This is a genomic window from Photorhabdus aballayi (assembly GCF_026153155.1).
In the GTDB taxonomy this organism is placed as follows: Bacteria; Pseudomonadota; Gammaproteobacteria; order Enterobacterales; family Enterobacteriaceae; genus Photorhabdus; species Photorhabdus luminescens.
Window position 1 is genome coordinate 102587 of record NZ_JAPFCD010000003.1, and the last position, 25480, is coordinate 128066.

General features: G+C 38.5%; 23 protein-coding genes and 5 pseudogenes. 14 read left to right on the forward strand and 14 right to left on the reverse strand.

Annotation, left to right across the window (positions count from 1 at the left end; genetic code table 11):
- Positions 1-66: 66 nt before the first annotated feature.
- Positions 67-147: pseudogene (locus tag OO184_RS25155) on the reverse strand (type II toxin-antitoxin system RelE/ParE family toxin); the annotation flags it as partial.
- Positions 148-417: 270 nt separating this feature from the next.
- On the opposite strand from OO184_RS25155, the gene OO184_RS02825 reads away from it, so the two are divergent.
- Complete coding sequence (locus OO184_RS02825; protein ID WP_265377884.1) at positions 418-678, forward strand: antitoxin; 261 nt, start codon at positions 418-420, stop codon at positions 676-678.
- A gap of 41 nt (positions 679-719) precedes the next feature.
- Here OO184_RS02825 and hemL read toward each other — a convergent pair whose 3' ends face one another.
- The gene (hemL, locus tag OO184_RS02830; RefSeq protein ID WP_265377885.1) at positions 720-2003 is read right to left on the reverse strand and encodes a glutamate-1-semialdehyde 2,1-aminomutase; all 1284 of its coding nucleotides are present in this window, start codon (positions 2001-2003) and stop codon (positions 720-722) included.
- 50 nt (positions 2004-2053) lie between these two features.
- Entirely contained in the window at positions 2054-2839 is a 786-nt protein-coding gene (locus OO184_RS02835) for a DUF1460 domain-containing protein (RefSeq protein ID WP_265377886.1), read from the reverse strand.
- A gap of 333 nt (positions 2840-3172) precedes the next feature.
- On the opposite strand from OO184_RS02835, the gene erpA reads away from it, so the two are divergent.
- Positions 3173-3517: an iron-sulfur cluster insertion protein ErpA gene (gene erpA / locus OO184_RS02840; RefSeq protein WP_088371481.1), complete on the forward strand. Its 345-nt coding sequence runs from the start codon at positions 3173-3175 to the stop codon at positions 3515-3517.
- A gap of 88 nt (positions 3518-3605) precedes the next feature.
- On the opposite strand, the gene btuF is transcribed toward erpA, so the two are convergent.
- The gene (btuF, locus tag OO184_RS02845; RefSeq protein ID WP_265377887.1) at positions 3606-4433 is read right to left on the reverse strand and encodes a vitamin B12 ABC transporter substrate-binding protein BtuF; all 828 of its coding nucleotides are present in this window, start codon (positions 4431-4433) and stop codon (positions 3606-3608) included.
- Between the two features lie 189 nt (positions 4434-4622).
- Complete coding sequence (gene mtnN, locus OO184_RS02850) at positions 4623-5324, reverse strand: 5'-methylthioadenosine/S-adenosylhomocysteine nucleosidase (protein ID WP_265377888.1); 702 nt, start codon at positions 5322-5324, stop codon at positions 4623-4625.
- Between the two features lie 126 nt (positions 5325-5450).
- Between mtnN and dgt the strand changes: the two genes are divergently transcribed.
- On the forward strand, positions 5451-6968 hold the full coding sequence (gene dgt / locus OO184_RS02855; protein WP_265377889.1) for a dGTPase: 1518 nt from the start codon (positions 5451-5453) through the stop codon (positions 6966-6968).
- Between the two features lie 134 nt (positions 6969-7102).
- Here the strand turns inward: dgt and OO184_RS02860 are convergent.
- Positions 7103-7861, reverse strand: a pseudogene (locus tag OO184_RS02860) (IS5 family transposase).
- Between the two features lie 662 nt (positions 7862-8523).
- Between OO184_RS02860 and OO184_RS02865 the strand changes: the two are divergent.
- From OO184_RS02865 to OO184_RS02875, 3 genes and pseudogenes are all read left to right on the forward strand, one after another.
- Positions 8524-8661, forward strand: a complete 138-nt coding sequence (locus tag OO184_RS02865) for a hypothetical protein (protein WP_265377890.1) — start codon at positions 8524-8526, stop codon at positions 8659-8661.
- Positions 8662-9032: 371 nt separating this feature from the next.
- Positions 9033-9614 (forward strand): annotated as a pseudogene (locus OO184_RS02870) (IS30 family transposase); the annotation flags it as partial.
- 309 nt (positions 9615-9923) lie between these two features.
- A pseudogene (locus OO184_RS02875) lies at positions 9924-10574 on the forward strand (transposase).
- 138 nt (positions 10575-10712) lie between these two features.
- Here the strand turns inward: OO184_RS02875 and OO184_RS02880 are convergent.
- A complete protein-coding gene (locus OO184_RS02880; RefSeq protein ID WP_265377891.1) occupies positions 10713-11900 on the reverse strand; it encodes a hypothetical protein in 1188 nt (395 codons plus the stop codon).
- 687 nt (positions 11901-12587) lie between these two features.
- Between OO184_RS02880 and OO184_RS02885 the strand changes: the two genes are divergently transcribed.
- Complete coding sequence (locus OO184_RS02885; RefSeq protein WP_265377892.1) at positions 12588-13472, forward strand: IS982 family transposase; 885 nt, start codon at positions 12588-12590, stop codon at positions 13470-13472.
- A 12-nt stretch (positions 13473-13484) separates the two neighbouring features.
- On the opposite strand, the gene OO184_RS25030 is transcribed toward OO184_RS02885, so the two are convergent.
- On the reverse strand, positions 13485-13562 hold the full coding sequence (locus OO184_RS25030) for a hypothetical protein (RefSeq protein ID WP_312023679.1): 78 nt from the start codon (positions 13560-13562) through the stop codon (positions 13485-13487).
- A 918-nt stretch (positions 13563-14480) separates the two neighbouring features.
- Between OO184_RS25030 and aepX the strand changes: the two genes are divergently transcribed.
- The 7 genes from aepX (at position 14481) to OO184_RS02920 (ending at position 20260) form a co-directional block, all read left to right on the forward strand.
- Positions 14481-15365 carry a phosphoenolpyruvate mutase gene (gene aepX / locus OO184_RS02890; protein ID WP_265377893.1) on the forward strand — a complete coding sequence of 295 codons (885 nt, stop codon included), beginning with the start codon at positions 14481-14483 and terminating at the stop codon, positions 15363-15365.
- A gap of 11 nt (positions 15366-15376) precedes the next feature.
- Complete coding sequence (locus OO184_RS02895) at positions 15377-15904, forward strand: HD domain-containing protein (RefSeq protein ID WP_265377894.1); 528 nt, start codon at positions 15377-15379, stop codon at positions 15902-15904.
- A gap of 2 nt (positions 15905-15906) precedes the next feature.
- Complete coding sequence (locus OO184_RS02900; protein ID WP_265377895.1) at positions 15907-16641, forward strand: PHP domain-containing protein; 735 nt, start codon at positions 15907-15909, stop codon at positions 16639-16641.
- A gap of 11 nt (positions 16642-16652) precedes the next feature.
- Positions 16653-17228: a cupin domain-containing protein gene (locus OO184_RS02905; RefSeq protein WP_265377896.1), complete on the forward strand. Its 576-nt coding sequence runs from the start codon at positions 16653-16655 to the stop codon at positions 17226-17228.
- A gap of 433 nt (positions 17229-17661) precedes the next feature.
- A complete protein-coding gene (locus OO184_RS02910; RefSeq protein ID WP_265377897.1) occupies positions 17662-18543 on the forward strand; it encodes an NAD(P)-dependent oxidoreductase in 882 nt (293 codons plus the stop codon).
- A 1-nt stretch (position 18544) separates the two neighbouring features.
- Positions 18545-19681 (forward strand): hydroxymethylglutaryl-CoA lyase-like TIM-barrel protein, encoded by a 1137-nt coding sequence (locus tag OO184_RS02915; RefSeq protein ID WP_265377898.1) that lies wholly within the window; start codon positions 18545-18547, stop codon positions 19679-19681.
- 3 nt (positions 19682-19684) lie between these two features.
- On the forward strand, positions 19685-20260 hold the full coding sequence (locus OO184_RS02920; RefSeq protein ID WP_265377899.1) for a cupin domain-containing protein: 576 nt from the start codon (positions 19685-19687) through the stop codon (positions 20258-20260).
- Positions 20261-20335: 75 nt separating this feature from the next.
- Here OO184_RS02920 and OO184_RS25160 read toward each other — a convergent pair.
- The 6 genes and pseudogenes from OO184_RS25160 to OO184_RS02955 all read right to left on the reverse strand — a co-directional run.
- A pseudogene (locus tag OO184_RS25160) lies at positions 20336-20978 on the reverse strand (transposase); the annotation flags it as partial.
- Positions 20979-21027: 49 nt separating this feature from the next.
- Positions 21028-21159: a type II toxin-antitoxin system Phd/YefM family antitoxin gene (locus OO184_RS02935; RefSeq protein WP_265377902.1), complete on the reverse strand. Its 132-nt coding sequence runs from the start codon at positions 21157-21159 to the stop codon at positions 21028-21030.
- 301 nt (positions 21160-21460) lie between these two features.
- A protein-coding gene (locus OO184_RS02940) for an IS5 family transposase (RefSeq protein WP_265377903.1) occupies positions 21461-22220 on the reverse strand; the annotation gives its coding sequence in 2 pieces (ribosomal slippage) (positions 21461-21485 and positions 21484-22220; 762 coding nt in all).
- Between the two features lie 102 nt (positions 22221-22322).
- Positions 22323-22622 carry a helix-turn-helix domain-containing protein gene (locus tag OO184_RS02945; protein ID WP_265377904.1) on the reverse strand — a complete coding sequence of 100 codons (300 nt, stop codon included), beginning with the start codon at positions 22620-22622 and terminating at the stop codon, positions 22323-22325.
- A gap of 2 nt (positions 22623-22624) precedes the next feature.
- Positions 22625-22975: a type II toxin-antitoxin system RelE/ParE family toxin gene (locus OO184_RS02950; protein ID WP_265377905.1), complete on the reverse strand. Its 351-nt coding sequence runs from the start codon at positions 22973-22975 to the stop codon at positions 22625-22627.
- 100 nt (positions 22976-23075) lie between these two features.
- The gene (locus OO184_RS02955) at positions 23076-25436 is read right to left on the reverse strand and encodes an ATP-binding protein (protein WP_265377906.1); all 2361 of its coding nucleotides are present in this window, start codon (positions 25434-25436) and stop codon (positions 23076-23078) included.
- Positions 25437-25480 lie beyond the last annotated feature (44 nt).

Sequence of the window (25480 nt, forward strand, 5' to 3'; positions counted from 1 at the left end):
GATTGGCTTCAGGGATGAAGCTAATTGTGACATCTGAGTCCGAATATGCTGCCGTATATAATGGGATTGAATGAATGTGCGAAGTATATAAATTCTTCTTCCCTTGGCATAAGCAAAAATTGTTCTGGTGATGTCTTTGTTGCCTACTAAGTTACGATATTTCAGTAGCAATCGTAGCGGTGAGTGTTACATCAAATTGATTTATCAGTTTATGATTATCAAATCTCTTTTGATTTATATATACCCTATGGATTTCAAGTTGCATCGCGACGGCAAGGGAGCGAATCCCCGGGAGCATAGAGAACTATGTGACCGGGGTGAGTGAGCGCAGCCAACAAAGAGGCAGCTTGAAAGATAACGGGTATATCAATATCTGTGATAGGCTTTGGGATATACCAATCAATATCAGGAGGTTGTATGGGGTATAAAGCTAAATTGTTTATGGATGGGAAGAGTCAAGCGGTACGTCTGCCAGCAGCTTATAGGTTTGACTCTGATGAAGTTTTTATCCGAAAAGATCCTGAGACAGGAGATGTAATATTATCCTGTAAGCCGCACGACTGGGCCGGATTTTTTGCGGCATTGAAGGGAACAACTATTCCCGACGATTTTCTGAGTAAAGAAGAGCGGTATCAGCAAGAACAATCTTGTGGCCCATTCGAAAGGTGGAAAGATTGAGCGCCGTAAAAATACGGCGCTATTATTTGAAAATAAAGAAATTATTTCAGCTTGGCAAAGCAACGAGCGGCTGCATCAACAGTTCGTTGAATATCTTCATCAGTGTGAGCGATAGACATAAAACCCGCTTCAAATGCAGAAGGCGCTAAATAAACTCCTTCATCAAGCATCAGGTGGAAGAAATGTTTAAAACGTTCAATATCGCAATTCATCACATCTTGATAACAGGATACTTTCTCCGCATCGGTAAAGAAAATGCCAAACATACCGCCGACATGGTTAACCACCAGAGGAATACCAGCCGCTTTTGCTGCCTTCGTCAGGCCAGCAGCCAGATTATCTGTTAGCTCAGTCAGGCGTTGATGTACACCGGGTTGAGAAACTTCTTTCAGACAGGCTAAGCCGGCAGCCATTGCAATCGGATTGCCGGACAAGGTTCCGGCCTGATAAACAGGGCCAATAGGAGCTAGTTTCTCCATTACTTCATAACGTCCGCCGAAAGCGCCAACGGGCATACCGCCGCCAATGATTTTGCCAAGGCAAGTTATATCGGGTTCGACACCGTAATAAGATTGTGCGCCGGATAGGGAGACGCGGAAACCGGTCATCACTTCATCGATGATCAACAAAGCACCGAATTCATCACACAGCGTGCGCAGACCGGGTAGGAATTCTGGTTGTGGCGGTATACAGTTCATATTACCCGCAACCGGTTCAACAATAATACAGGCGATCTCTTGCGGATATTTTTCAAACGCTTCCCGAACTGAACTCAAATCGTTATAGGTACAGGTTAGCGTATGTTTGGCGAAATCAACCGGAACCCCCGGTGAATTTGGTTGGCCGATTGTCAACGCGCCAGAACCGGCTTTCACCAGCAAACAATCAGCGTGGCCGTGATAGCAACCTTCGAATTTGATGATCTTATCGCGATGGGTATAGCCGCGGGCTAGCCGGATAGCACTCATGGTCGCTTCTGTCCCTGAGTTGACCATACGTACCATATCCATTGATGGCACCAGTTCAGTCACCAATTGCGCCATTTCCACTTCCGCGGCGGTGGGAGCGCCAAAACTTAATCCTTGCTCTGCGGCTTCGATAACGGCATTACGGATAGCGCTGTGGTTATGTCCCAGTACCATTGGCCCCCAGGAACCGACATAATCAATATAGGCTTTACCATCAACATCATAGAGATAAGCGCCATCAGCGTGCTTAATAAACAGCGGCGTGCCGCCAACGCCATTAAATGCACGTACCGGAGAATTGACGCCGCCGGGAATAAGTTGCTTTGCCTGAGAATAAAGAATATCGGACTGGCTCATGAAAGGCTCCTGAATCTATTTTTAAGTGAGTTTGTCGTTTGCCCTACGGATTATAATGCTCTTAGAACGATAATTCCGGGTTTATTCTTGACATAATCAAGAAATGGCGAATCGACAACTTTTTTATTCGCAGCAAGTGAGGATGCATTCCTCAGCATTGGGCCATGATCTGTCATAATAAAAATCCCTGTATGTGTGACATCCAGTCCGGCAAGATGAGTATATATTCCTATATAATCGCCGGTCTTTAGGTTTTTAATAACGTCATCATCGACCTTGTCGCCAGGAATATATTTAATATCTCTTTTGATAATGCCCAGTCCGGGAATATATTCGCCACCATCAGCCTTTCTATTTAGGTTTTTTGTGATTTTTATGTAAGAAGAACTTATTTCGTCTGTTACATCTTTGGCATTTAATTTTTCTCTGGTTGACCAGTCCGTAAAGAAGTGTTTTCTTTGCAAGAAGTTAATCTTTCCGTCGATATACCTTGTCTGGATGAGATTCTTTACAAAATCATTTTGGTCGTTGGATTTCCTTAGCGATTCTACATAATCAAGGAAAGTAAAGCAGTCTAGCCCATTGAAGTCTATAACTAATTTTTCAGGTTCGGCCGGGGAGCCAATAAGTTTATTTGCGGCATAAGGGGTGCCCAGGAATTGATGAGAGACGTTTTTTATTGTTTCACCTGGATTATCTTTGTTTCCCGGTTTTACTTGGTTTTCGATAATTTCATTAATTTTTTTCGAGGTATAGCTGTCAATATCGGCTTGTCTGCTATGAGCGGCACAGCCTGCTAAGGTGACAATAAGCATCAGCGGCAACATTTTTCGCATATGAACTCCATGTGGTTACTTTGAAAAATATTCAATAAAGTAACTAATCATGATGATAAATCAATATTTTTTCTTCTTTAGCTGTTAATTGATTGACGGAGGGTTTAACTATACGCGACGGTTTACTGCCCTTTGAGGCTATCGTAAAAAGTGGGCATTTGTCGCTTAAGGTGGCATCAGTGGTAAACAAATGTGTGATGATTTTTTTGCGGTTCGTGTGTTATCAAAATGACAAAACTTGAACCAACCAATCAGGTATTGGATAATTCGAGTTATTAATGATCGGCAAATTTCTGAATGTTTTTGCCGGGTTCCGGTCTGGAGTAAAAAATGATGAGCGATGATATCGCATTACCTTTGCAGTTTACCGACGCTGCTGCTAACAAAGTGAAAATCTTGGTTTCGGATGAAGAAAATCCAAACTTGCGTTTACGGGTTTATATCACCGGTGGCGGGTGCAGTGGTTTTCAGTATGGTTTTACCTTCGATGATCAAATAAATGATGGTGATATGACCATTGAAAAACAAGGTGTGGAGTTGGTTGTTGATCCGATGAGCCTGCAATATTTGGTTGGCGGCTGTGTTGATTATACCGAAGGTCTTGAGGGTTCACGTTTTATCGTCACGAACCCTAATGCGAAGACAACCTGTGGTTGTGGTTCTTCTTTTAGTATCTGATTCCAGGCGATTTCCCGCGATGGGTCCGTGAATATCATATGACCTGTTTGCGGGATATTCCTGTCATCTTTTAAGTGATTCTGATTTATCAGGAACCATTATCGTTCAATTGCTGGCATAGCTGTTCGGCTGCCAGAATGATGCGCGGTCCTGCTCGATGGAACCAATCTTCATGTAATGTAATGACTTTGGCATGTAATTGTGGATGCCAGAAATTCTCAATTAATTTGACCTGTTCCTGTCCACCGCTGATAACAATTATCTCAGGTTTTCTGATGAGTACTTGTTCACGACTGACTTGGGGCCAGGGAACGGGGCTGTTGGCAAAAATATTGCTGCCGCCACAGATTGAAAGCACTTCGCTTTGCAGCGTATGTCCCGAGGCGGTAAATAGAGGATAAGTGCCGAATTGTAAAAAGACCGGTTTGGGGGTTGGAGAGGCATATTTTTGTTGCAAGTTGGCAAATCGTTGACGAAGTTCAGTCGCTGATTTTTTTGCTTGTTCTGGGTGAGGGCTATATTCAGCGAGCCGTTCTAAATCCTGCGCTATTTGTTCGGTGGTGGTGGGATCGGAATAAAAGATTTTAATACCAAAAGCAGCGAGTTGTTCCAGCGGACGTTGGGGATTACCGCCGCGCCATGCCAGAATCAGATCAGGTTTAAGGGTAATAATGCGTTCCAGATTGATGCCTTGCCAATTAGCCACTTGCTCAAGTTTACGGGCTTGAGGGGGATAATCAGAGTAGGCGCTGGCGGCAATCAGATTGTCGCCTAACCCGGCGGCGTAGGCCAATTCAGTGGTTGACGGCGATAAACTGATGACCCGTAAGGGAGCGGCATACAGAAAATGACTGAAACTACTGAGAAACAGTAAAAGCGATAACCCAATTGAACTCGCGCTTTTTATCCATTTCATTGAGGTGTGCTCTTTAAAATTGCAAGCACGCCCGAAAATATTCATCAGGGCGTGTCAGTAATATACCCGTTATCTTTCAAGTTGCCTCTTTGTTGGCTGCACTCGCTCACCCCGGTCACATAGTTTGCTATGCTCCCGGGATTCGCTCCCTTGCCGTCGCGATGCATTTTGAAATCCATAGGGTATATATTATTTATCTTGACTCAGAGTTGTCAGCATTGCGTTGACCATTAAGGTCGATTGGCGGGCAGCCACAGCAAGAAATTCATCAAAGCTGATATGAGATTCTTTATCGGCTACATCAGAGATAGCACGTACAACGACAAACGGAGTGTTGTATTGATGGCAGACATGCCCTATTGCTGCGGCTTCCATTTCTACCGCCGTCACTTGTGGGAAAGTCGACCGGATACGCGCCAGAGGTTCCTCGCCGTTAATAAATGCATCACCGCTGCAAATCAGCCCACGCACTGCGTTCAGATTCAGAGAATGAATACACTTTTCCGCCAGATCAATTAGTTGATCATCCGCCACAAACGCCGGAGGGCATTGCGCCATCTGACCGGGTTCATAACCAAAAGCGGTAACATCAGCATCATGATAGCGAACTTCGCTGGATACCACGATATCACCGATTTGTAGCTTCGGATCAAGGCCGCCCGCTGATCCGGTGTTAATAATTACATCAGGCTGACAATGTTCAAGCAGCAAAGTTGTACCAATTGCGGCAGAAACTTTACCAATACCGGATTTTAATAGTGCGATCTCCACGCCGTTGAGCTTACCGGTATAGATTTCGCAACCACCTCGTGACAGTGTTTGGCGATCTTCAATTTGATCGCGCAATAAAGTCACCTCTTGCTCCATAGCACCTATCACGCCTACTTTCATGATGTCATACTCGCTGTTGATTAATTAATCATATAGAATCATCCCATATTTGATTTTAACATCTAATACGAAACAATCAGATAATCTGTGATGTAAAACAGCGCTATCTCACAAGTCGGGGGATAAATGTCCGGGATAGACTTTAGTCAGAAGCTTAACTATCAGCGTAAATACCGTCAGTATCATATTGATCCTAATGATGAAGAGCAGATTATTCGCCAGTTTGAAAGTGATCGTGGGCGGATTATGAATTCAGCGGCTATTCGCCGTTTACAGCAGAAAACACAGGTTTTTCCATTGGAAAATAATGCCGCTGTCCGCAGTCGTCTGACGCATTCATTGGAAGTGCAACAGGTTGGGCGCTATATTTCGAAAACGATTATTCATGAATTGAAAACACGTAATTTGCTGGCCGATTACGGGTTGGATAAACGATTATTGTCATTTGAAAGTTTGATTGAAATGGCGTGTTTAATGCACGATATTGGTAATCCACCATTTGGTCATTTTGGTGAAGCGGCAATTAAAGATTGGTTTGCCAGAAAGCTCGATCTTAATTTTTCCTTGGAAAATATTAAACGGGAAGATCGATGTGAAATACCCGCATTGCGTTTATGTGGCAATGTGAAAAAAGATCTCTTTCGTCGCCAGTTGCGTAAAGATTTATGTCAGTTTGAAGGGAATGCTCAGGCTATCCGTATGGTGCATAGCTTATTAAAACTCAATCTGACTTATGCCCAGGTTGGCTGTATTCTAAAATATACTTGTCCTGCTTTTCGTCTTGAAGAAACACCAAATCAATTTGATTACTTGATGAAAAAACCGGGTTTTTATTGGTCGGAAGAACATTTTGTTCGTGAATTACGTCGTGAACTTAAAATGGGTGAATTCTGTCGTTTCCCGCTGACTTATATTATGGAAGCAGCAGATGATATCTCTTATTGTATTGCTGATTTGGATGATGCTGTTGAAAAAGCGATTTTTAGCGTCGATACATTGATGGAATATTTGGAACAGGAGTGGCAAGAAAGCGGTGGTCATCGGGCCGGGGATCTATTCGATGTCACGGTTAGAAAGGCGTACAAGGGAACTCATGGTAACGAATTACGTCGAAGCCAGCAGGATCAATTTTTTATGTATCTGCGGGTTTATATCACCGGTAAACTTGTGCCTTACACTGCTCGTCGTTTTATTGATCATCTGCCGGCTGTATTTGCAGGTTCATTTAATCAAGCGCTGCTTGAAGATAAAAGTGAAGGACATCGATTGCTTAAAACGTTGAAGAATATTGCCTGTAAAAGAGTATTTAATCATCCAGAAATTGAAGAATTGGAGTTACAGGGATACCGAGTTATTAATGGACTATTGGATTTTTATTATCCGTTATTGAAGATGTCCCGTCAGGCTTTTGTGGAATTAAACCAGAACAATTTCCACAAGGATTATTTTATGGAAACTCGACTGTTACACAAACTTTCCACCAAGCATCGTCTGGCTTATGGTGAAGCAGTGGAAAAAATTGTTGCCACTGATGAATCTGAAAAAGACCTGATGGAATTCTATTACCGTGCCCGTCTTATCCAGGATTACATCAGTGGCATGACAGATAATTATGCTTATGAAGAATATCGGAAATTTATCTGATTCTCTTCGGGAAACCTCGGTCTTCAGGCCCGTCCTTTCGTCAGATCTCCTGATTAAGAGACCGAGCCAGCCGATAACTTTCTACCTTGTCCTGTAATTTAAACTAGGGGCTGTTCACCTTTCGGGTACATAATTTATTCAACCCACATAGGCAACCAGAATGATAAAACCCAGAGCCAGCATACTGGCGTAATTACGTTCCAACTTATCGTATCTTGTTGCTATTGCGCGAAAATGTTTAATTCTGGCAAACACATTCTCCACCAAGTGGTGGTAACGATATAAACATGTATCAACATGCTTATCGGCTTTTCGACGGTTTTTCTTGTAGGGAATGACCGGTGTTGCGCCTTGTTGTCTCATGATAAGCCTGAAGGCTTCGCTATCGTAACCTTTATCCGCAATCACAAAATCCGATGGCGGTGACTGAGACACCAGACTTTCAGCATGAACGATGTCGTGTGTTTGACCACCAGAAAGCTCAAAATGCACAGGTAAACCGTAACTGTCCACGGCCAAATGGATCTTGGTTGAACGTCCACCCCGACTTTTTCCTATCGATTCATTTTTTTAGAAGCCGCGTCTGCACTGTGTTGATGAGCCCGCACAATACTCCCATCAATGAACAGCCACTCTGTATCAGAATATTCAGATAACAATTTGAATATTAAATTAAAAATATCTTTCTTTGCCTATTCATTAAAACATCGAAAGACGGCATTCCATTTCCCAAATTCAGGCGGTAAATCACGCCAGGGACAACCGGTTCTCATGCGGTAAAGGATACCTTCAAAGGTCAGGTGATATTCTTCTTTGTGATAAATAAGCCCATTATGTTGCATGAATACAGCTAGCGTATGCCATAAGGGTTTTGATAACATGATTCTCGGCATGATGGTAAGGCATGGTTGGTTTTTGGCGAAAGCAATTATACCCAATCATCATGCTGTTCAATAAGCCCTCTCAAAACGTCAACAGCCCCTAGTATCACTAACCTGAAATGCAGCTTTATGCATTCGATTGGGAAAACAATCTGTATGGCTTCTTCTTTCTTGATCATCACTCCGTGGACGGTAAGCACTGTATTATCCTCGATATGCGCGTCATTATGGGGAATGGTATATGATAGCTTGTATTTAATGATTAGCAGACCAGCTCGTGTTTTTCAATACCAAAATAATTTTTCCTTTTTGACTTTTCTCCAACAACTTGTCAATTTCAGGATACTCTTTTCTCACCGATTCAGTAGTTGCCTAATCAGGAACATCAGAAGGACTATATGACAGGGCAAAAACAACTACCCCTGAAAATTAAAACAATTTTCATAAATCCATCCCTTAGAATTCAGAGTATTCAAGTTCCAACGATTCTTTCCGCTCTTCCATTTACCGTGGTATATCCTCCAATGAATCAGCTAGAGACCCAGTGGAAAAACTCTTATTAGAGGTAATGCTGTATCAGTTTTATGCGATAGAACCCTCCCCCTAATTCTTTTTTTAAGGATGACAGACCAAAACCTTTAATCATGGATCCATCGTTAGATTGGGGACAGATAATGCCTGGCTCTTCACTTCAGTTGATTGTTATTCCGGGTAATCATTCTAGTTTGATGGAGGATAATGAGAATAAAACCGCTTTAGCTCAGGCTTTGAATAGGGCGCTGGTAATCAGTTGCGATGAGGAGATACCGTAATACTAATAGTAAGAAATCTTTGTAAGCCTTCGGTGAACTCATATTTTAATTAATTTCCAGCTATGTAGTATCGGGTTACACGTAAGTGGCGTATTCAGACCATATTGATGGGTGCTAAGAAGTGAGATCGACCTTCTAGGGCAACAATTGTTGACCTCTACAAATACGGGCTTACCAGGTTCCGCTAACTGAATGCCATTTTTAACAGACTCGTTCAAAGATAGTTTGTCAAGTTCAACAGAGTAGCTTAAAGATACTCTGTTTTTTAAACTATTGTAATTATTTGTTTTTTATAATAAAGAAATGTTTTCCTTCGCTAAACATATCAGCATTTCTGGTGTAATTCTGACGAATTCTCGCAACATATCTGAATTGCCAGAAGACCCTATCGTAAACGCTATGGTCGCTATGAAAAAAGAGGCAAAATTAAAAATCGAGTCAGTATTGATGAACGCCCGAAAGTCGTTGATAGAAAAGGACGTATTGGCGATTGGGAAGGTGATACGATAATTGGGAAAGATAAATAAAGTGTATTATTAACCCTCGTTGACTGCAAAACGCTGTATACAATTATTGTTAAACTTGATAACAAGCAGGCATCAGAAGTCGCGAAAGTGGCAGTGGAAATATTATACCCGCTAAAACAAAGAGTTAAGACCATCACATTCGATAATGGTTTGGAATTTGCGGATCATGAAATCATCAGTAAAAAAAAATTAGAAGCACAAATATACTTTTCCCATTCTTATTCGCCTTGGGAAAGAGGGATCAATGATAATATCAATGATTTAATTAGGCAATACTTTCCAAAGGGAACCGATTTTAATAAAGTTTCAGCTAAGGAGATAAATTTTGTGGTAAACCGATTAAATCACCGCCCCTGAAAAACTCGGGGTAGTAAAATACCCAATGAATTATTTAAAGGAATACGGATATGTTTACTTCCGGATTAACGATGTTGCACTTATTATGTGAATCTACCTTTTCAATAATGCAGTTATTCACAGCTATTAAGCTACAGTACCCAATAGTGTATAAACGTTAAAGACAATAAAATTAGCTTAATGTTAATAAGTTTGAATATTTTTGTATATTTTTAAGTTAAATCAATTCCATTATTAATCACCAATTAACTCGTAAGTGATATTTTACATAATAATAAGCATCGGAATGACTTTAATGATAGATTTCTGGGACATGTGCAAAAACAGTTATTCAATGTTCCCGTTTTCCTCAAGTCTTAGTAGTTTTTACAGAGTTACATTAGACAGCATAACGTTGCACTTGATAATTCAATAGTTCATGAAAAATCTCTCTCTTCTCTTTCTCTCAGAGAAGTGATGACGATCCTTATCTTATTTCACATAAGTCATTATCGGGATTTTAAATCCTTTTATTTTGAGTATGTGACACTTTATTTACATAAAGAATTCCCCGGAGTCGAGTCTTTGATGGCATAGCACGTCGAGGGAAAAGCAATACAGGCTTGGTTTTATGGCTTAAACTTCACCTGCTTATCAATGATTGTGGGGAGCTTTTAGTGGTCAAGTTGACCCTGGTTAGTACAGATAATTGCCAACTGGTCAAACAGTTAGTGAGAGGGTTAAGTGGGTATGTATATAGAGAAAGGTTATCTTTCACAAGCACAGTGTGAAGAGCTGACAGCGGAAGGAATGACATTAGTGACAAATGTACGCAAGAGTACGAAAACCAACGCTTTATCACTATGGGATAATCTGATGTTAAGAAAGCATTTTGTGATAGAGACTGTTGTGGATCAGTTTAAAAATATTTCTCAGATAGAGTACTCAAGACATCGTAGTGTTCTCGGTTTTCTGCTGGAAGTCATGTCAGGATTAATTGCCTACACTTTTCAGCCGAAAAAGCCGAGCTTAAATTTACGTAATTTTTAAATAGCCATCCTTAAACAAAACTGAGGTTAGATTAAGATATCTTCAAATAATATCCGTTGCCTTTATCTTTTAATTGAATTAATTAAAAGATAAAGGCAAGGTTGAGATATTATCAATGAAAGTTGTTTTTATATAAACTTATCGTTTTTTACTACTTGATATTATTTTTTTTGAATTAACTATTGAAAGGAAAATAGTCGAATTAACTATTGAAGAAATTAATAATATTGTAAATCCAGTAATAATTTCTTCAAGGCCAACACCTAAGTAAATAGTATAAAAGAGAATGATCATAGTAATAAATACATAAACACCTGACTGCATACCCAAAGTATAAAGAGAATTTTTTGAATATAACCCCAGATAAGAGAAAAAAACAGGTTGCATAATTGTATTAGCTAAAAATACCATAATTGTGAATAGCAAATAGAGCATGCCAGAATTTATAATAATTCCAAGTGAACAAAATCCGAGGGAAAATAATTTAATGATATTACCTATCATGATTCTTTTTGTTAAAAGTACGGATTTCATGACTTTCATGATGCCAATTGCAAAGGGGAACCATATAATCAGTAGTATGATATACATTTGAACCATATCAATATGTTCAAAATATTTTGTTCGCATTGCTGGCATAATCATTAAAGAGAGGAAAAAACAAACATTGATTATAACCAAACTTGAAAAGGAAAAGAAAACAATTAATTTATTGTCTGTTTTTACAGAATCCTTAATGTTATGTTTTTGATTTTTTGAATTATTATTTTTAAAGCCAGTAAAATAGATAATTGAAGCAATAGAATAAATAAAAGTAGAAAAAAAATCTGCTGATGTACGGGAGTTTAAACCGAAGAAAGAGAAAGTGACTGGGATTATAAATGGCAAGCTTAATAACGCCAGGCTTAAGATAGAGAAATCCTTATTCGTCTTATTTTCATTTCCTTCGGTTATAATAATATTTCTTCCCATTATGACAATAAATCCACTTATTACTCCCCATAATATTCTATGTAGAGCATCCAGCCAAACTGAAATAAGTGTTATTTCTCTTGCAAAGAGAATGCAGTTTATAGTTGCTAAGAATAAGAAGAATCCAAAAATATTTTTTTCAAAAAGAGCAATATTCATTTTTCGAATGATGAAGGATATGGTCATACACCCTAGGGATAACCCCAATAAATAGGAAAAAACAGGAACATAAGCGTATAGAATCATGCCTCCATCTTTAAGCATAGTATCTACCCAAATCATCAGACCAGACGAACCGGTGATGTTTGCAGAGATTAATAACACATTAAGCATAACAGCTCTATTATTAAACATGGTGATTGTTTTCCTTTTGTTCATTACTTGTTTCTTTTATCTTGTTATTAACTACTTAATATTATTAGATTATTCTATTTGTCATGTTGCCTTTGATAGCATTCTGAAAAACCTATAGTTGTTGAATGTATTTAGTTGACTCGGAGATATCGTCTCGTTTCCCCATGGGTAAGCATTATTCCAGACTTTAAATTTCTTATACTCCCGGTGCTTGTGCATATTCGTGTCAACGATAAATAACTTTCCAAAATGGTGCTACATCTTATCTACCAACAACCCTATGTATAACAATGAGTTGAAGAAATCCGCGTGTGGCGGAATTATGAAACCTTATTTATATTGATGAATACTCTGTGTTAATAACACTAATAATTAGCTATATTTATCATTGATACGATTGAAACTCAAGCTAAAGAATGGATAAAGGTAGGATATAACTAAATGGTTATATAGACACCGACTTAATTCAAGATAGTAAATAAAATTTTCTGGTAATGTAGTCGCAAACATATATTTGGTTTCAAAGATCCCTGATAAAAATTCGCACTTTCTGACCTCATGATTTCAACAATCTTCTGAACAGACTAACTTATTTAACCCGAATTCTGGATAAGAAATTGACGAGAAGCCTGTTCTAGGAGCAAAGTTTTGACGCACACCAAAAACAGCTCCTAGGTGGAACAGGCTATGGATAAGTTAGTTGAGATTTTTTGTGATGTCGATGATTTTTGCCGTTTTTTTATCCCTCAATCGGAACAATTTTGTCTCGATAGCGAGCATCGGTTACGCCGCCGACAAGGTCACATGTATCCCAGTGGAATCATGACCATTTTGATCCTTTTTCATCTGTCACATTACCGTAATTTTAAACATTTTTATCTAGAATATATTTGGAAATATCACCACAACGATTTTCCCACCTTGCTCAGCTATCCTCGTTTTGTCAGTATGGCCCCTTCCGTTTTGGCGCCACTATGCAGCTATCTGACTCAATTAAAAGGGAAACCAACAGGCATTGCTTTTATTGATTCCACCCGTTTGAGTGTCTGCCATAACATTCGCATTCCTCGACATAAGGTCTTTGCCGGGATAGCAAAGCGCGGAAAAAATTCAATGGGAGGGTTTTACGGTTTCAAATTACACCTGGTTGTCAATCACCAGGGTGAAATTCTGGCGCTTAAAGTCACTGCCGGTAATGTAGATGATCGGGAACCTGTTCGCGAATTAACAACAGCATTAACGGGCTCGCTTTACGGCGATAAAGGTTATCTCAGTCAGGAACAGGCAGACGATTTAGGCAAAACCGGTGTCACTTTCGTCACCCAAAAGCGCCGAAATATGAAAGCACGCTTGCTGGCTGAGTGGGATAAAATAATGTTATCAAGGCGTTTTATCATCGAAACGATTAATGGGCAATTAAAAACCCTTTCTCAAATAGAGCATTCTCGCCACCGAAGTATAAAAGGATTTATGTTGACCGTTTTAGGCGGTTTGATTGCTTATTGTCTTAAATGGAAGAAGCCATCACTGAAAGTTTTCTATTCGGAAGACGATTTTTCAGTGACGGCTTAAACAGAATTCGGGTTATTTAGTACGCATCCTCTGTTTCGTGATACTCGATAATCTGACTTTGCCACTATTGCTGTGCTCTTTAAGAACCAACCTTAGATAACTGGCAAAATGGCGACCATTCTTAAATCCTGTACTGTCGCCTCATGCTAACAGCAGGCTAAAGCCCTAGCAGTCCTACACTTAGAGTGTCTGTAGTCGGCACATATTCTCCTGTTGAAAACTCAGATGCTCAAAGCGTTTATCCAGCTCTTTCAAATGCAGCCGTTGCTTTTTGTGCTCAAACAAAAGTTCCTGAAATCGCTAACGGCTCAATGCAGCCAATTTATTTTCGGCATTTTCTAGATGTTCGGGTAAACATTGTTCTATCTTATGATTGTTTCTTGTTATGGCAATACCATATTCTAACCTCAAGCTGCATATCTAATTGATCAGTGTAGTTCTATTTTTCACTCAACGCTGGTAAACCCGATGTAGGTATTAAATATCCTGCTGTTCCAGTGTCTTTTCTAGCACATAACGCATACATGGGAGACTATCCGTCACCACAATGGCAACAGTGTCATTTTTATTATTCTTGCTACTCATCCTAAATTGCGCCACATACTGGAGACTGATTTGTTTCACTCACCTTATGACCTAATCGTTTGAATTGACGGACCCAGTAGTTTGCACTGCCATAAGTTTTTTTCTGTTGGTTAATAGTATTCGTATGGATATATGGATAGAAGAGTATTAAAGTAATTCTTTAGTTTCATAGATGGTGTTAATATAAAGAATAACTTTCATAATCCTTTATATTTTACCTGATATTTTGTTACAGTATTAAATAGTTATACTTTAATAAATAATAACATGAAATTAATTAATTTTTTGATTAAATATTTTTTCTTGACATTTTGTTAACATTATCTATTCTTAATATAGATATTATAGTTATATAAATTGAGTTAAAGATAATTAAATTATTATGAATTATCCTTGATAACTATAAATTATATGTGAGTGATAATGATGCCTATAAATAAACATAATAGCGCTCGAATTTTTAAAGAAATACTTAATAACCATAAAGTTGATTTGATTCTAGAAGCACATAATGGACTTTCTGCTCGTGTGGTGGAAGAAGCTAGCTTTGTTGCTATTTGGGCGTCAAGTTTATCTATTTCTTCTGCTTTAGGATTAAGAGATTGTAATGAGGCGTCTTGGAGTCAAGTTATTGGTATAGCAGAAAATATGTATGATTCAGTATCTATTCCCATCCTTTTTGATGGAGACTCCGGTTATGGAAATTACAATAATGTACAGCATATTGTCAAACGCCTTTCCCATTATGGAATTGCTGGGATCTCACTAGAGGACAAGCTTTTTCCGAAAATGAATTCTTTCATTTCTGGGGAGCATACATTGACACCAATTCAAGAGTTTATTGGGAAAATTAAGGCGGCACATGATGTAAAGAAAAATGAAGATTTTGTAGTAATCGCACGTACTGAGGCATTAATTGCTGGTTTAGATATTGATATTGCTTTGGAAAGAGCAGAAGCTTACTGTCAAGCTGGTGCCGATGCAATATTCATTCACTCAAAAAAATCAGATGGAAAAGATATTTTGGAATTTGCTAAGCGATGGAATCATCGTTGTCCACTAGTTGTCGCACCTACAACATATACTAGTCTACCTCTGTCTGTATTAGAAGATGTGGGAATATCAATTTATATTTGTGCTAATCATCTGATGCGAGCAGCTCTAGCGCATATGAGAAATGTGGCCTATCAGATTAAGATAGATAATAGTATTAATAAAATTAACTGCGTAATTTCACCACTTTCAGATGTATTTAAACTGTTGAACTACGACGAACTCAAAACTGCCGAAAGTAAATACTCATCATGAGATATTCATGTATGATTGTTGATTTTATTATAAATGCACTCTATGCGTCGAACAGGATTATGATAGAGGGTGGAGTAAATCTCTATTATCATTCAATATGGTGTGGTACCCAAGCAATAAATGATAAGAGGTCTGAGGCACTGATTATTGCAGCTTTGTTACATGATTTTGGTCACTACTTGATTGATGTCGACGAAAGTAATTATCAGAGAGATCGAATGCATGCTGAAATTTCAGCGTCGTGGCTCAATAGATGGTTTCCTGATGATGTTTGTAGACCAATAGCTTTGCATACTGAAGCAAAACGCTATTTATGCCGAATAGATGAACAATATTATCAACGATTGCCAAAAGGATCTCAACTAAGTCTGAGAAATCAAGGACTAGCAATGAATGAAAATGAAGCGTATCTTTTTAAGTGTGATAGGTATTTTGTAGATAGTTTGATTATACGTCATTACGACGACGAGCCTTATCGTGAACAAACTCTTTTTGATTTGCAATATTTCAGAGAAATATTAATAACGATTCTGAGGTGATAATGGACACATTACATATCGACACTCATGTGCATTTGTTGGTGAGTAAAAAACAAATAGAACCAGATTGGCGTAATATCAGCCATATGCTGCATATTGCATGTATAAGTGGGCTAGATGCTATTTGTGTAACAGAACATATTGAGGCGGTTGGTTATGCTCGTCTCATGCGTGAGATTTTTGTAGAAAATAAACTGAACGGTGAATTGTATGATGGATGTGTAGTTACACCAGGAGGTTTAACGTTGTACCCTGGTGCAGAAATTCAACTAAGGAATGGTACAAATATTGGAGTTCATACTGATCTGGATACATTATTTCTTTTAGATCACAGAGCTGGGGCTTACTCATTAGCAGAACTTCATCGGGAACTGACATTGCGTGGTACTTGGTTTATTTTAGTGGCACATCATATTTTTTGGCCAGGAAAGACTTATCCCGATCATGCTGAACTGGCGAGTTATGTCAGAGCAATAGAAGTGCCAGCCAAAGATTTAAAGAATGTTAATAAATATATTGAACTTGCCGAACGTTATAATCTTGCGACTACTGGTGGCTCAGATGCACATACCTTTATCCAAATTGGAGCTTGTTATGGTGTATTAAGTCAGAGTATACAGGCTTCTCACCCACTTTTAATTTCATTAGACCAACCGCAGAAAAATCATGTTTATAGTGAATTTAGTAAAAGGTTGGTTGAAATGTCAAAACTGTATCGTGAGTCCTTGTTTAATTGAGAGGTAGTAAAATGATTGATTCAGAAATTTCTTTACCAAAAGCACATGTTCTCTCGTTACTGGCCGGTAGAAAAATGACTGAGAGAGATCTGGAAAATAATGCAACGATAAAAGATGATTGTGTTATCTTTCCAAGCTTTTCACAGCTTCAAGTTATAGCAGATCGTATGGCTGTCCCAATTGGATATTTCTTCTCTTATCAGAAAGGGAATGATTTGGATGATGGAGTAAAAATTTCTCGCCGTGATGAGACATATAAGCGTGATGAATATCGTGATGGCTCTCACTATTATACTTATCATCATTTGGTCACCACTCGGGCTGATCCGGGTTTAATGGCTTTGCGCTTAGATTTGCATAGTGATGAATCTCAACCTTTGAAATTGAATGAAGGACATGGTTCAAAAGAAGTGGTGTATGTTACGAAAGGAAAAGTTCGGGTACAGTGGTTGGATGGGAATAACTCACTGAGAGAAGATGTTATGAATGAAGGAGATTCAATATTTATCTTACCAAATGTATCTCATAGTTTCTCTAATTATGAGAAGGATATTAAATCAGAAATTATTGCCATAAATTACCGATGATAAAGATTGATTTTAGATGTTTCACTCAGAAGATTTTTTTTATTTAAATTATATTTCTATAATTGAAATTGGTGGTATGAATTGCCACCAATAATAATCGACCTTGGAAGATGTATTAATAAAATTATGGAAAAATAGTATTTTTATTTATTATTGGAAATTTATTCTACATGAGGATTCTCAATAATATTGTATGTAATTATGTAAATTAAAATTTCATTTCTCGTCGTTTTTATAATTTATTATATAAACGCATATTCTTATGTATTTATAGATATGATGGCTAAAATAGAAAAATGATTTTTATTCTTTTATAAAAACAGGTTGTGAAAATTAACAATTTAGTGGTGTAAATTAAATTTTAGATAGGATTAATTATGATAAGGATAAATAAAACATTTTATCGTTATTAAAATTATAAAGAGTTATTAATATGAATAATATTGGTTTTATTGGATTGGGGCGGTTGGGAAAGGCAATCTGCTCTAAGCTGTTAAAAGAAAATGTTGAATTATATATACACAACAGAAATTCTAATAAAGCTACTGAACTTATACAGCATGGAGCTATATGGTGTGAAAATATTTCAGAGCTGGCTAGAAATTGCCGTGTGATTTTTATCTGTACAGCAGGAGAAACAGCCATTGAAAAATATCTTATGAATGAAGTAACCGGGCTGATAGCTTTTCTAGAAAAAGGTAGTATTATTATTGATTTAAGTACAATTTCACCTGCTAAGGCAATCCAGATTCATAATAAGTTAAGTTGTCATTCATTAAGCTATATTGAATGTCCGGTGTCTGGTGGTAGTGAAGGGGCATTAAATGGTTCATTGTCAGCTATTGTAGCAGGAGATGAGGTAGTTTGGGATATGATCCAACCTTTACTATATTACTTCTGTAAAGAGATTACCTATACGAATAAGTTGGGTGAAGCTCAGCAGCTTAAAATCTTAAACAATATAGCAGAAAGTATAAATTTAGCTGGGGCTTTGGAGGTTATTAAGCTGGGTTTATTGCAGGAAATTGATATTGGGCTTATGCAAAAGGTATTCACAAGTTGTCGAGGATGTTCGGCTTATATGAATGTTGCCCTGAAATATATCATTTCGGGAGAGAAAACTAGTGATGTTAGCTTGGCAATACGTTGTAAAGATTTGCATTTGGCTGAGTCACTTTATCAGAATTTCAATGCGTTTCAGATGATCGATAAAGTGAAATCTTTATTTTTATATACGAAGGAAATCTACGGTGAAGAAAGTGATCAATGTGATTATTTTTCTTTAATTTCAAAAAAACTAAGTGAGATAATTTAATATGGCTTTCTGTGATGACATTATTCTTGAAGATACTACTTTACGAGATGGTGAACAGGCACCTAGTATGGCATTCAATCGTGAGACAAAATTAAAAATTCTGGATGCTTTAATTTATTGTGGTGTTAAATGGATTGAGGCTGGAATTAACGCTATGGGTGGAAGTGAATCTAGTACACTCAGGGAAATGCTTGAGCGTGTACAAGGTCAGGATATTCATCTTATTGCTTGGAATAGGGGAATAAAGCAGGATATTTCTGATTCACTGGATCTTGGTTTTACTCATGTTCATATTGGCTTGCCTACCTCCGAGATTCACTTAGTTAACAGTATTAAAAAAAGTAAATCATGGTTGATCAAACAGGCTTGTGATCTTGTTGATTATGCTAAACAGCGAGGAGCATTTGTATCTATTAGTGCTGAGGATGTAGGGCGGTCTGATCTGAATTTTGTTGTTGATTATGCAGGTGAAGTTTATGAGGCTGGGGCTAATAGATTAAGATTATCCGACACAGTCGGTTTACTGACTCCGCAACAATATTATAACGTTGTAAATACAATATCTTCTGCTATACCAATTGATACTCAATGTCATACTCATAATGATTTTGGTTATGCAGTAAGCAATACTATTGAAGGATTACGTGCAGGTGCACGTTATTTCCATACTACAGTTAATGGCATTGGTGAAAGAGCTGGTATGCCTGATATGGCTCAAACAGTGCTTTCACTGAAATTACATTATAATATTGATATAGGGATTAAAACTGAAGCATTAAAAGGTCTCTGTGAGTGTGTATCGAAAGCAACCAAAATACCTCTTTATCCTTGGCAGCCTATTGTTGGTGATAACGTTTTTTCACATGAATCTGGGATTCATGCTAATGGAACACTAAAAAATAGTGCTTCTTTTGAGCCGTTTTCTCCCGATCTTGTTGCAGGTATTCGAAAAATTATAGTGGGCAAGCACTCAGGTAAAGCATCAATTAAATATGCCCTTGAGAAACTGGATATTAGTTATAAAGAGCATGAATTAGCTCCTTTACTTGCGATGGTACGGGAAGTAGCAATAATTAAATCTTCAGGTCTATCCTTTCAGGATGTTGCGGATCTCCATTCTATACTACGTAAAATATGAGCCATGAAAAATCATCTATTTGTTTTCAATCAAGGTGCAATTTCCGCATTATTGAATAGCTACAAGAAGTCTCTGGACGATATACCATTTCTTAATCTTACTCTTAAAGGCAAAATATTTTTCAATGATTTCAATAGTGTCAAGGCTTTTGCAAGTTCCATTAGTTTGCCAGTGCAAGATATTTTGTCTTTGCTGGATAATTATCCTTATGATCTGGAATCTGGAGTAAAAATTAGTCGTGAAGGAACTCAATTTGAGAGAATAAAAACAAGTGAGGCTGGTGATCTTTATCATTACCGTCACGTAATGAAAACGCTTGCTGACCCTGAGTTAATGGTGCTTAAAACTACCCCACTTTGCAATGATTTGTATAAGATGAAATTGAATACTGGTCATAAGGTCAAAGAAGTTGTTTATGTTCTTCAAGGAGAAGTTGGTGTTTTATGGCTGAATAAGCAAAGAGAACTCCGTAGGGATAGCCTTAAGCAAGGGGATTCCATTTACATTGACTCTTGGGTTCCTCATGCTTTCTACTCAATAGTTAAGGATTCCCATATACTTGCCATTGATTATTTTTAATTTATCGGGCTGGTTTATCCAGCTCGTATGAGTTATCTCCAGTATTATGGACATCCTTTATCGTTATAGTTAATCTCAGTTTTGTTTAAGGATAGCTATTTCAAAATTACATAAATTTAAGCTCGGTTTTTTCGGCTGAAAAGTGCAGGCAATTAATCCTGACATGACTTCCAGTAGAATACAATGTCTTAAGTGTTCTATCTGAGAAATATTTTTCAACTGAAACGGTCTCTATCACAAAATGCTTTCTTAACATCAGTTTATTCCATAGTGATAAAGCGTTGGCTTTCATATTCTTGCGTACATTTGTCACCAATGTTATTCCTTCCTCTGTTAGCTCTTCACACAGTGCTTGTGAAAGATAACCTTTCTCCATATACATACCCATTTAACCCTTTCACTAACTGTTTGACCGGTTGGCAATTATCTGTATTAACCGGGGTCAACTTGACCGCTAAAAGCTCCCCACAATCATTAATAAGCAGGTGAAGTTTAAAGCCATAAAACCAGCCTGTACTGCTTTTTCCTCGACGTGAGAAATGCACACAGGGGGATGAGTGCTCTTTTTTTTCAGTGTGAACATTCGGGTATAACTGACTAATTTAGGGAATTCTTTATGAAAATAAAGTGTCACATGCTCAAAATAAAAGGATTTAAAATCTCGATAATGACTTATGTGAAATAAGATAAGGATCATCATCATTTCACCGAGAGAGAGAAGACGGACGATTACGTAGACGTAATCCACGTTCTTAACTTATTGGCTGCTATTCAGCTGCCGAAATGAGTATTGCTTTACCAAATGATTTGTGACGAATGATAACCGGCTCACCGCTAACCGAAGTTTTGTGAATATCGGACAGTTTTGCCCTAGCATCTGTGAAGTTGATAATTTTCATAGCATCCCCTGTACAGTTGAAATGTACATACTATAGAACAAAAAAATAAACTGGATGTACTCAACGAACGGGAAATTCAATAGCATACTCAAGAACAATCTATTCTATTGCTTCATCAATACCTTAAGTATGCTATTTACTTTTATACCCTTCATCTTTCAAGCTGCTGCTTTGTTGGCTGCTTTCACTTACCCCAGTCACATAGTTATCTATGCTTCTGGGGATGCGTTCACTTGCCACCGCGCTGCAATTTGAAATCTATTGGGTATATTAGGGGCTGTTTACCTTTCGGGTACATAATTTATTCAGCCCACATAGGCAACCAGAATGATAAAACCCAGAGCCAGTATACTGGCGTAATTACGTTCCAACTTATCGTATCTTGTTGCTATTGCGCGAAAATGTTTAATTCTGGCAAACACATTCTCCATCAAGTGGTGGTAACGATATAAACATGTATCAACATGCTTATCGGCTTTTCGACGGTTTTTCTTGTAGGGAATGACCGGTGTTGTGCCTTGTTGTCTCATGATAAGCCTGAAGGCTTCGCTATCGTAACCTTTATCCGCAATCACAAAATCCGATGGCGGTGACTGAGACACCAGACTTTCAGCATGAACGATGTCGTGTGTTTGACCACCGGAAAGCTCAAAATGCACAGGTAAACCGTAACTGTCCACGGCCAAATGGATCTTGGTTGACCATCCACCCCGACTTTTTCCTATCGGTTCATTTTCTTTAGAAGCCGCGCCTGCACTGTGTTGATGAGCCTGCACAATACTCCCATCAATGAACAGCCACTCTGTATCAGAATATTCAGATAACAATTTAAATATTAAATTAAAAATATCTTTCTTTGCCCATTCATTAAAACGTCGAAAGACGGTATTCCATTTCCCAAATTCAGGCGGTAAATCCCGCCAGGGACAACCGGTTCTCATGCGGTAAAGGCTCCCTTCAAAGGTCAGGTGATATTCTTCTTTGTGATAAATAAGCCCATTATGTTGCATGAATACAGCTAGCGTATGCCATAGGGGTTTTGATAACCTGATTCTCGGCATGATTGGTTTTTGGCGAAAGCAATTATACCCAATCATCATGCTGTTCAATAAGCTCTCTCAAAACGTCAACAGCCCCTAGTCTTCCCATTTAATATTCAGGGGTTAAATATGGACGACGATACGTTTTCCATCAGGAAGTCGAACATCAAGGTTTAACTCTCCACCTAACGCTGCGACATAGCGTTTCAATGTTGAGAGTTTAGGGTCATTACTAGGCTGTTCCATTTTCGCAATAGTAGGCTGTTTGACACCAAGCGCTGCTGCTAGCTCAGTTTGTGAAACATTAAGAGCCTCGCGGATCTGGCAAAGTCCTATTTCCCGTTTCATTTCATCAACTTTTTTAGCAATTCTGCGGCGGCTTTCAGGACTGCATTTTTCAAGCAATTCATTAAGTGTGGCCATATTCATCTCTCCAGTTCTGTGAGATGCTTCTTAAACTCAGCATCAGCAAGTTTGATCATATCTTTATAGAACCGTTTTTCATGTAGTCCGGTTTTATCACCAGCGCAAAGAACAATAGCATTTCGACAGGGGTCAAAAGCGAAGAATGCCCGTACAGGATTTCTGGTATGCTGGATACGCAACTCTTTCATGTTAGGAAATTCAGAGCTATGCAGCGTATTAGCGTAAGGTCTGCCTAATTGCGGACCATACTCTCTCAGAATTTCCAGAGCGGCCAGAATGTCATCCTGTAACTCCTCATTCTGTTCGTTATACCAAGCATCAAACACCTCTGTCGCTATGACTTCCCACATATTCATTTCTCATAGCTTATAAACTATAAAATCAGCATATAGCCTACTAGCTATGATTGAAAACCCTTCCTCGAATTTAATAGTAAAACCCTCATTGAGCCTACTTCGTGTCGTTTAAACGCTGCGCGTGCTGTAGAGAAGACAATATTTTTTGGGCTGCGGTGAGTACATGATCAATTTCGTCTGTCAGTTCCAACAATTCAGGTTCTATATCCATTAATTGAACGCCTTGTTGTAATTGTTGTTCAATTAATTGGCAGAGGGCTTTAAGTTGTGGCACACCACTATAACAGCAGCTACCGTGTAGTTTATGGATCTGCTGCTGATAATTTTCCACTGCTTCCCCTGACAAAACTTTTTCTGTGATTGTTTTAATTGTTGGTAGTAAATCTACCAACATTTGCAGCATATCTATAGCTAACTGTTCTTTTCCAATGGCCTGTTGTAATGCTAATGACCAGTTAATATGTTGTGATTTTGGTATTTTGACATAGCGATTTAATACCGATCTCAGGCTATCTTCGTCAAGAGGTTTAGTCAGGAAATCTTCAAATGGAGATTGATCTGTATCGCTCTTTGGTCGGCAGGTATAAGCTGTAACCGCAATGATCGGTGTACTGCGGTGTTGTCGTAGCTGGTGGATGCGGTCGGAAGTACAGATGCCATCCATACCTGGCATATGAATATCCATCAGAATGATATCAAAATGGTGAGAGGTTGCTGACTGCAAAGCTTCTTCTCCACTGCTACATAGCACGGTTTTTTCCACGATTTCTTCCAGTAATGAACCTATGAGTTTGAGGTTAGCTGGATTGTCGTCAACGGCCATAACTGTCATTGGTAAACGTGGGGGATGAGTAAGCGCTTTTTGTGGTACAACTGAGTCGGTTAGAATGAAATCATCTTTTCCTAGCCATAAATCAAAACGGAAAACAGAACCTTTTTTCGGCTCACTGGTAAAACTGATATTTCCGCCCATTTCTTGGATCAGTTTCCGTGTAATGACTAGACCGAGGCCGGTGCCGCCATAACGGCGGGAAATGCTGGCATTTGCTTGATGGAAAGCCTGAAATAGATGAGGTTGCTGTTCAGGGCTGATACCAATACCGGTATCGCTGACCGTAATCTCTAAATTAATTTTGTGGTGCTTCTGTTGTAGCAAGTTGATCTTTATCTCCACAGAACCCTGTTCAGTGAATTTAATTGCGTTACCGATGATATTGGTGAATATTTGCTGGAGGCGCGTAGGATCGCCTACGACCAGATTCGGTATTTGGGGATCAACATGGTGAGTTAGCTGAATATTCTTACTTTTGGCACTCAGTGTCAGTAACACCATGACCTCATCAATTGTATCCTGTAAAAGGAATGGAACGTTTTCCAATACCAATTTATCCGCTTCAAGCCGTGAAAAATCCAATATATCATTAATAATATTCAGTAAATGATTTGCGGAACGCTCGATAATATACAGGTATTCAGTTTGCTGTATTGTTAAAGGTGTTTTCAGTGTTTGGCGGGTAAAGCCAATTACGCCATTAAGTGGTGTGCGTAATTCATGAGACATATTTGCCAGAAATTCCGTTTTTATTCTGGCCGCTTCTTGAGCGCGTTTTTTCGCTATCGCCAGTTCAACGTTCTGAATTTCGAATTGCTCCATTGTTTCCCGCAGATCCGACGTTGCTTGATCAATATCGTTTTTCATCTCTTCTTTATAGCTGGAAAGCGATTTGGCCATCGCATTAATGCCATTTTTCAGCGTGTCTAATTCACCAAAATATTTCCCGTTGACACGGCTATTCAATTGTCCTTGGCGAATTCTATCGACAGTACTGACCATATCGCTGATAGGCTTTGTGATCTTACGAACCAAATGGTAGGCGAACAGGGATGCCCAACCAAGGCAAATGAGTAATAGCAATATAAAGATAATGATCTCTTTATATTGTTGTAAGTGAGCTGACCGTAAATCAAGATCAATGGCGATGTAACCAATCGGACGTAAAGATGGGATGTCAGAATGTTGCTGATTCTGAGACAAGTGGTGTTCTGAAATAATGGGTATGCGTAAGATAATACTGTTTTTAACCTCCATTTTTGTCAGGGTGGTTGGCAGAGGCATATTTGGCGAGATCTGTAGTTGAGCTGAATTGTATTTATAGTTTGATATATCAAATAGTTCATTATCGTCATTAAAAATGGCAATCGCCCGAACTATCTCAGAATTTCTGCGATGAAGCCGGGTTATCAATGAATTGACACGTTCACGGTTATGCAGGTTTATGCCAATTTCACTGGCAATAGAAAGGGGTTCGATAATACTGATCCCAGATCGAACAATCTGGTTTTTCAGTTCACGATGGTGATAACAGAGGAATGAGATACTGAAAAACATGCCAACCAGTAAAATTGGCACTAGGATCAGGCTCATCATGCGGATGCGTAAGCTATATTTGGTCATAATCGTCCATTATGGGAAAATAGGAACTTAATAATTCATAGTCC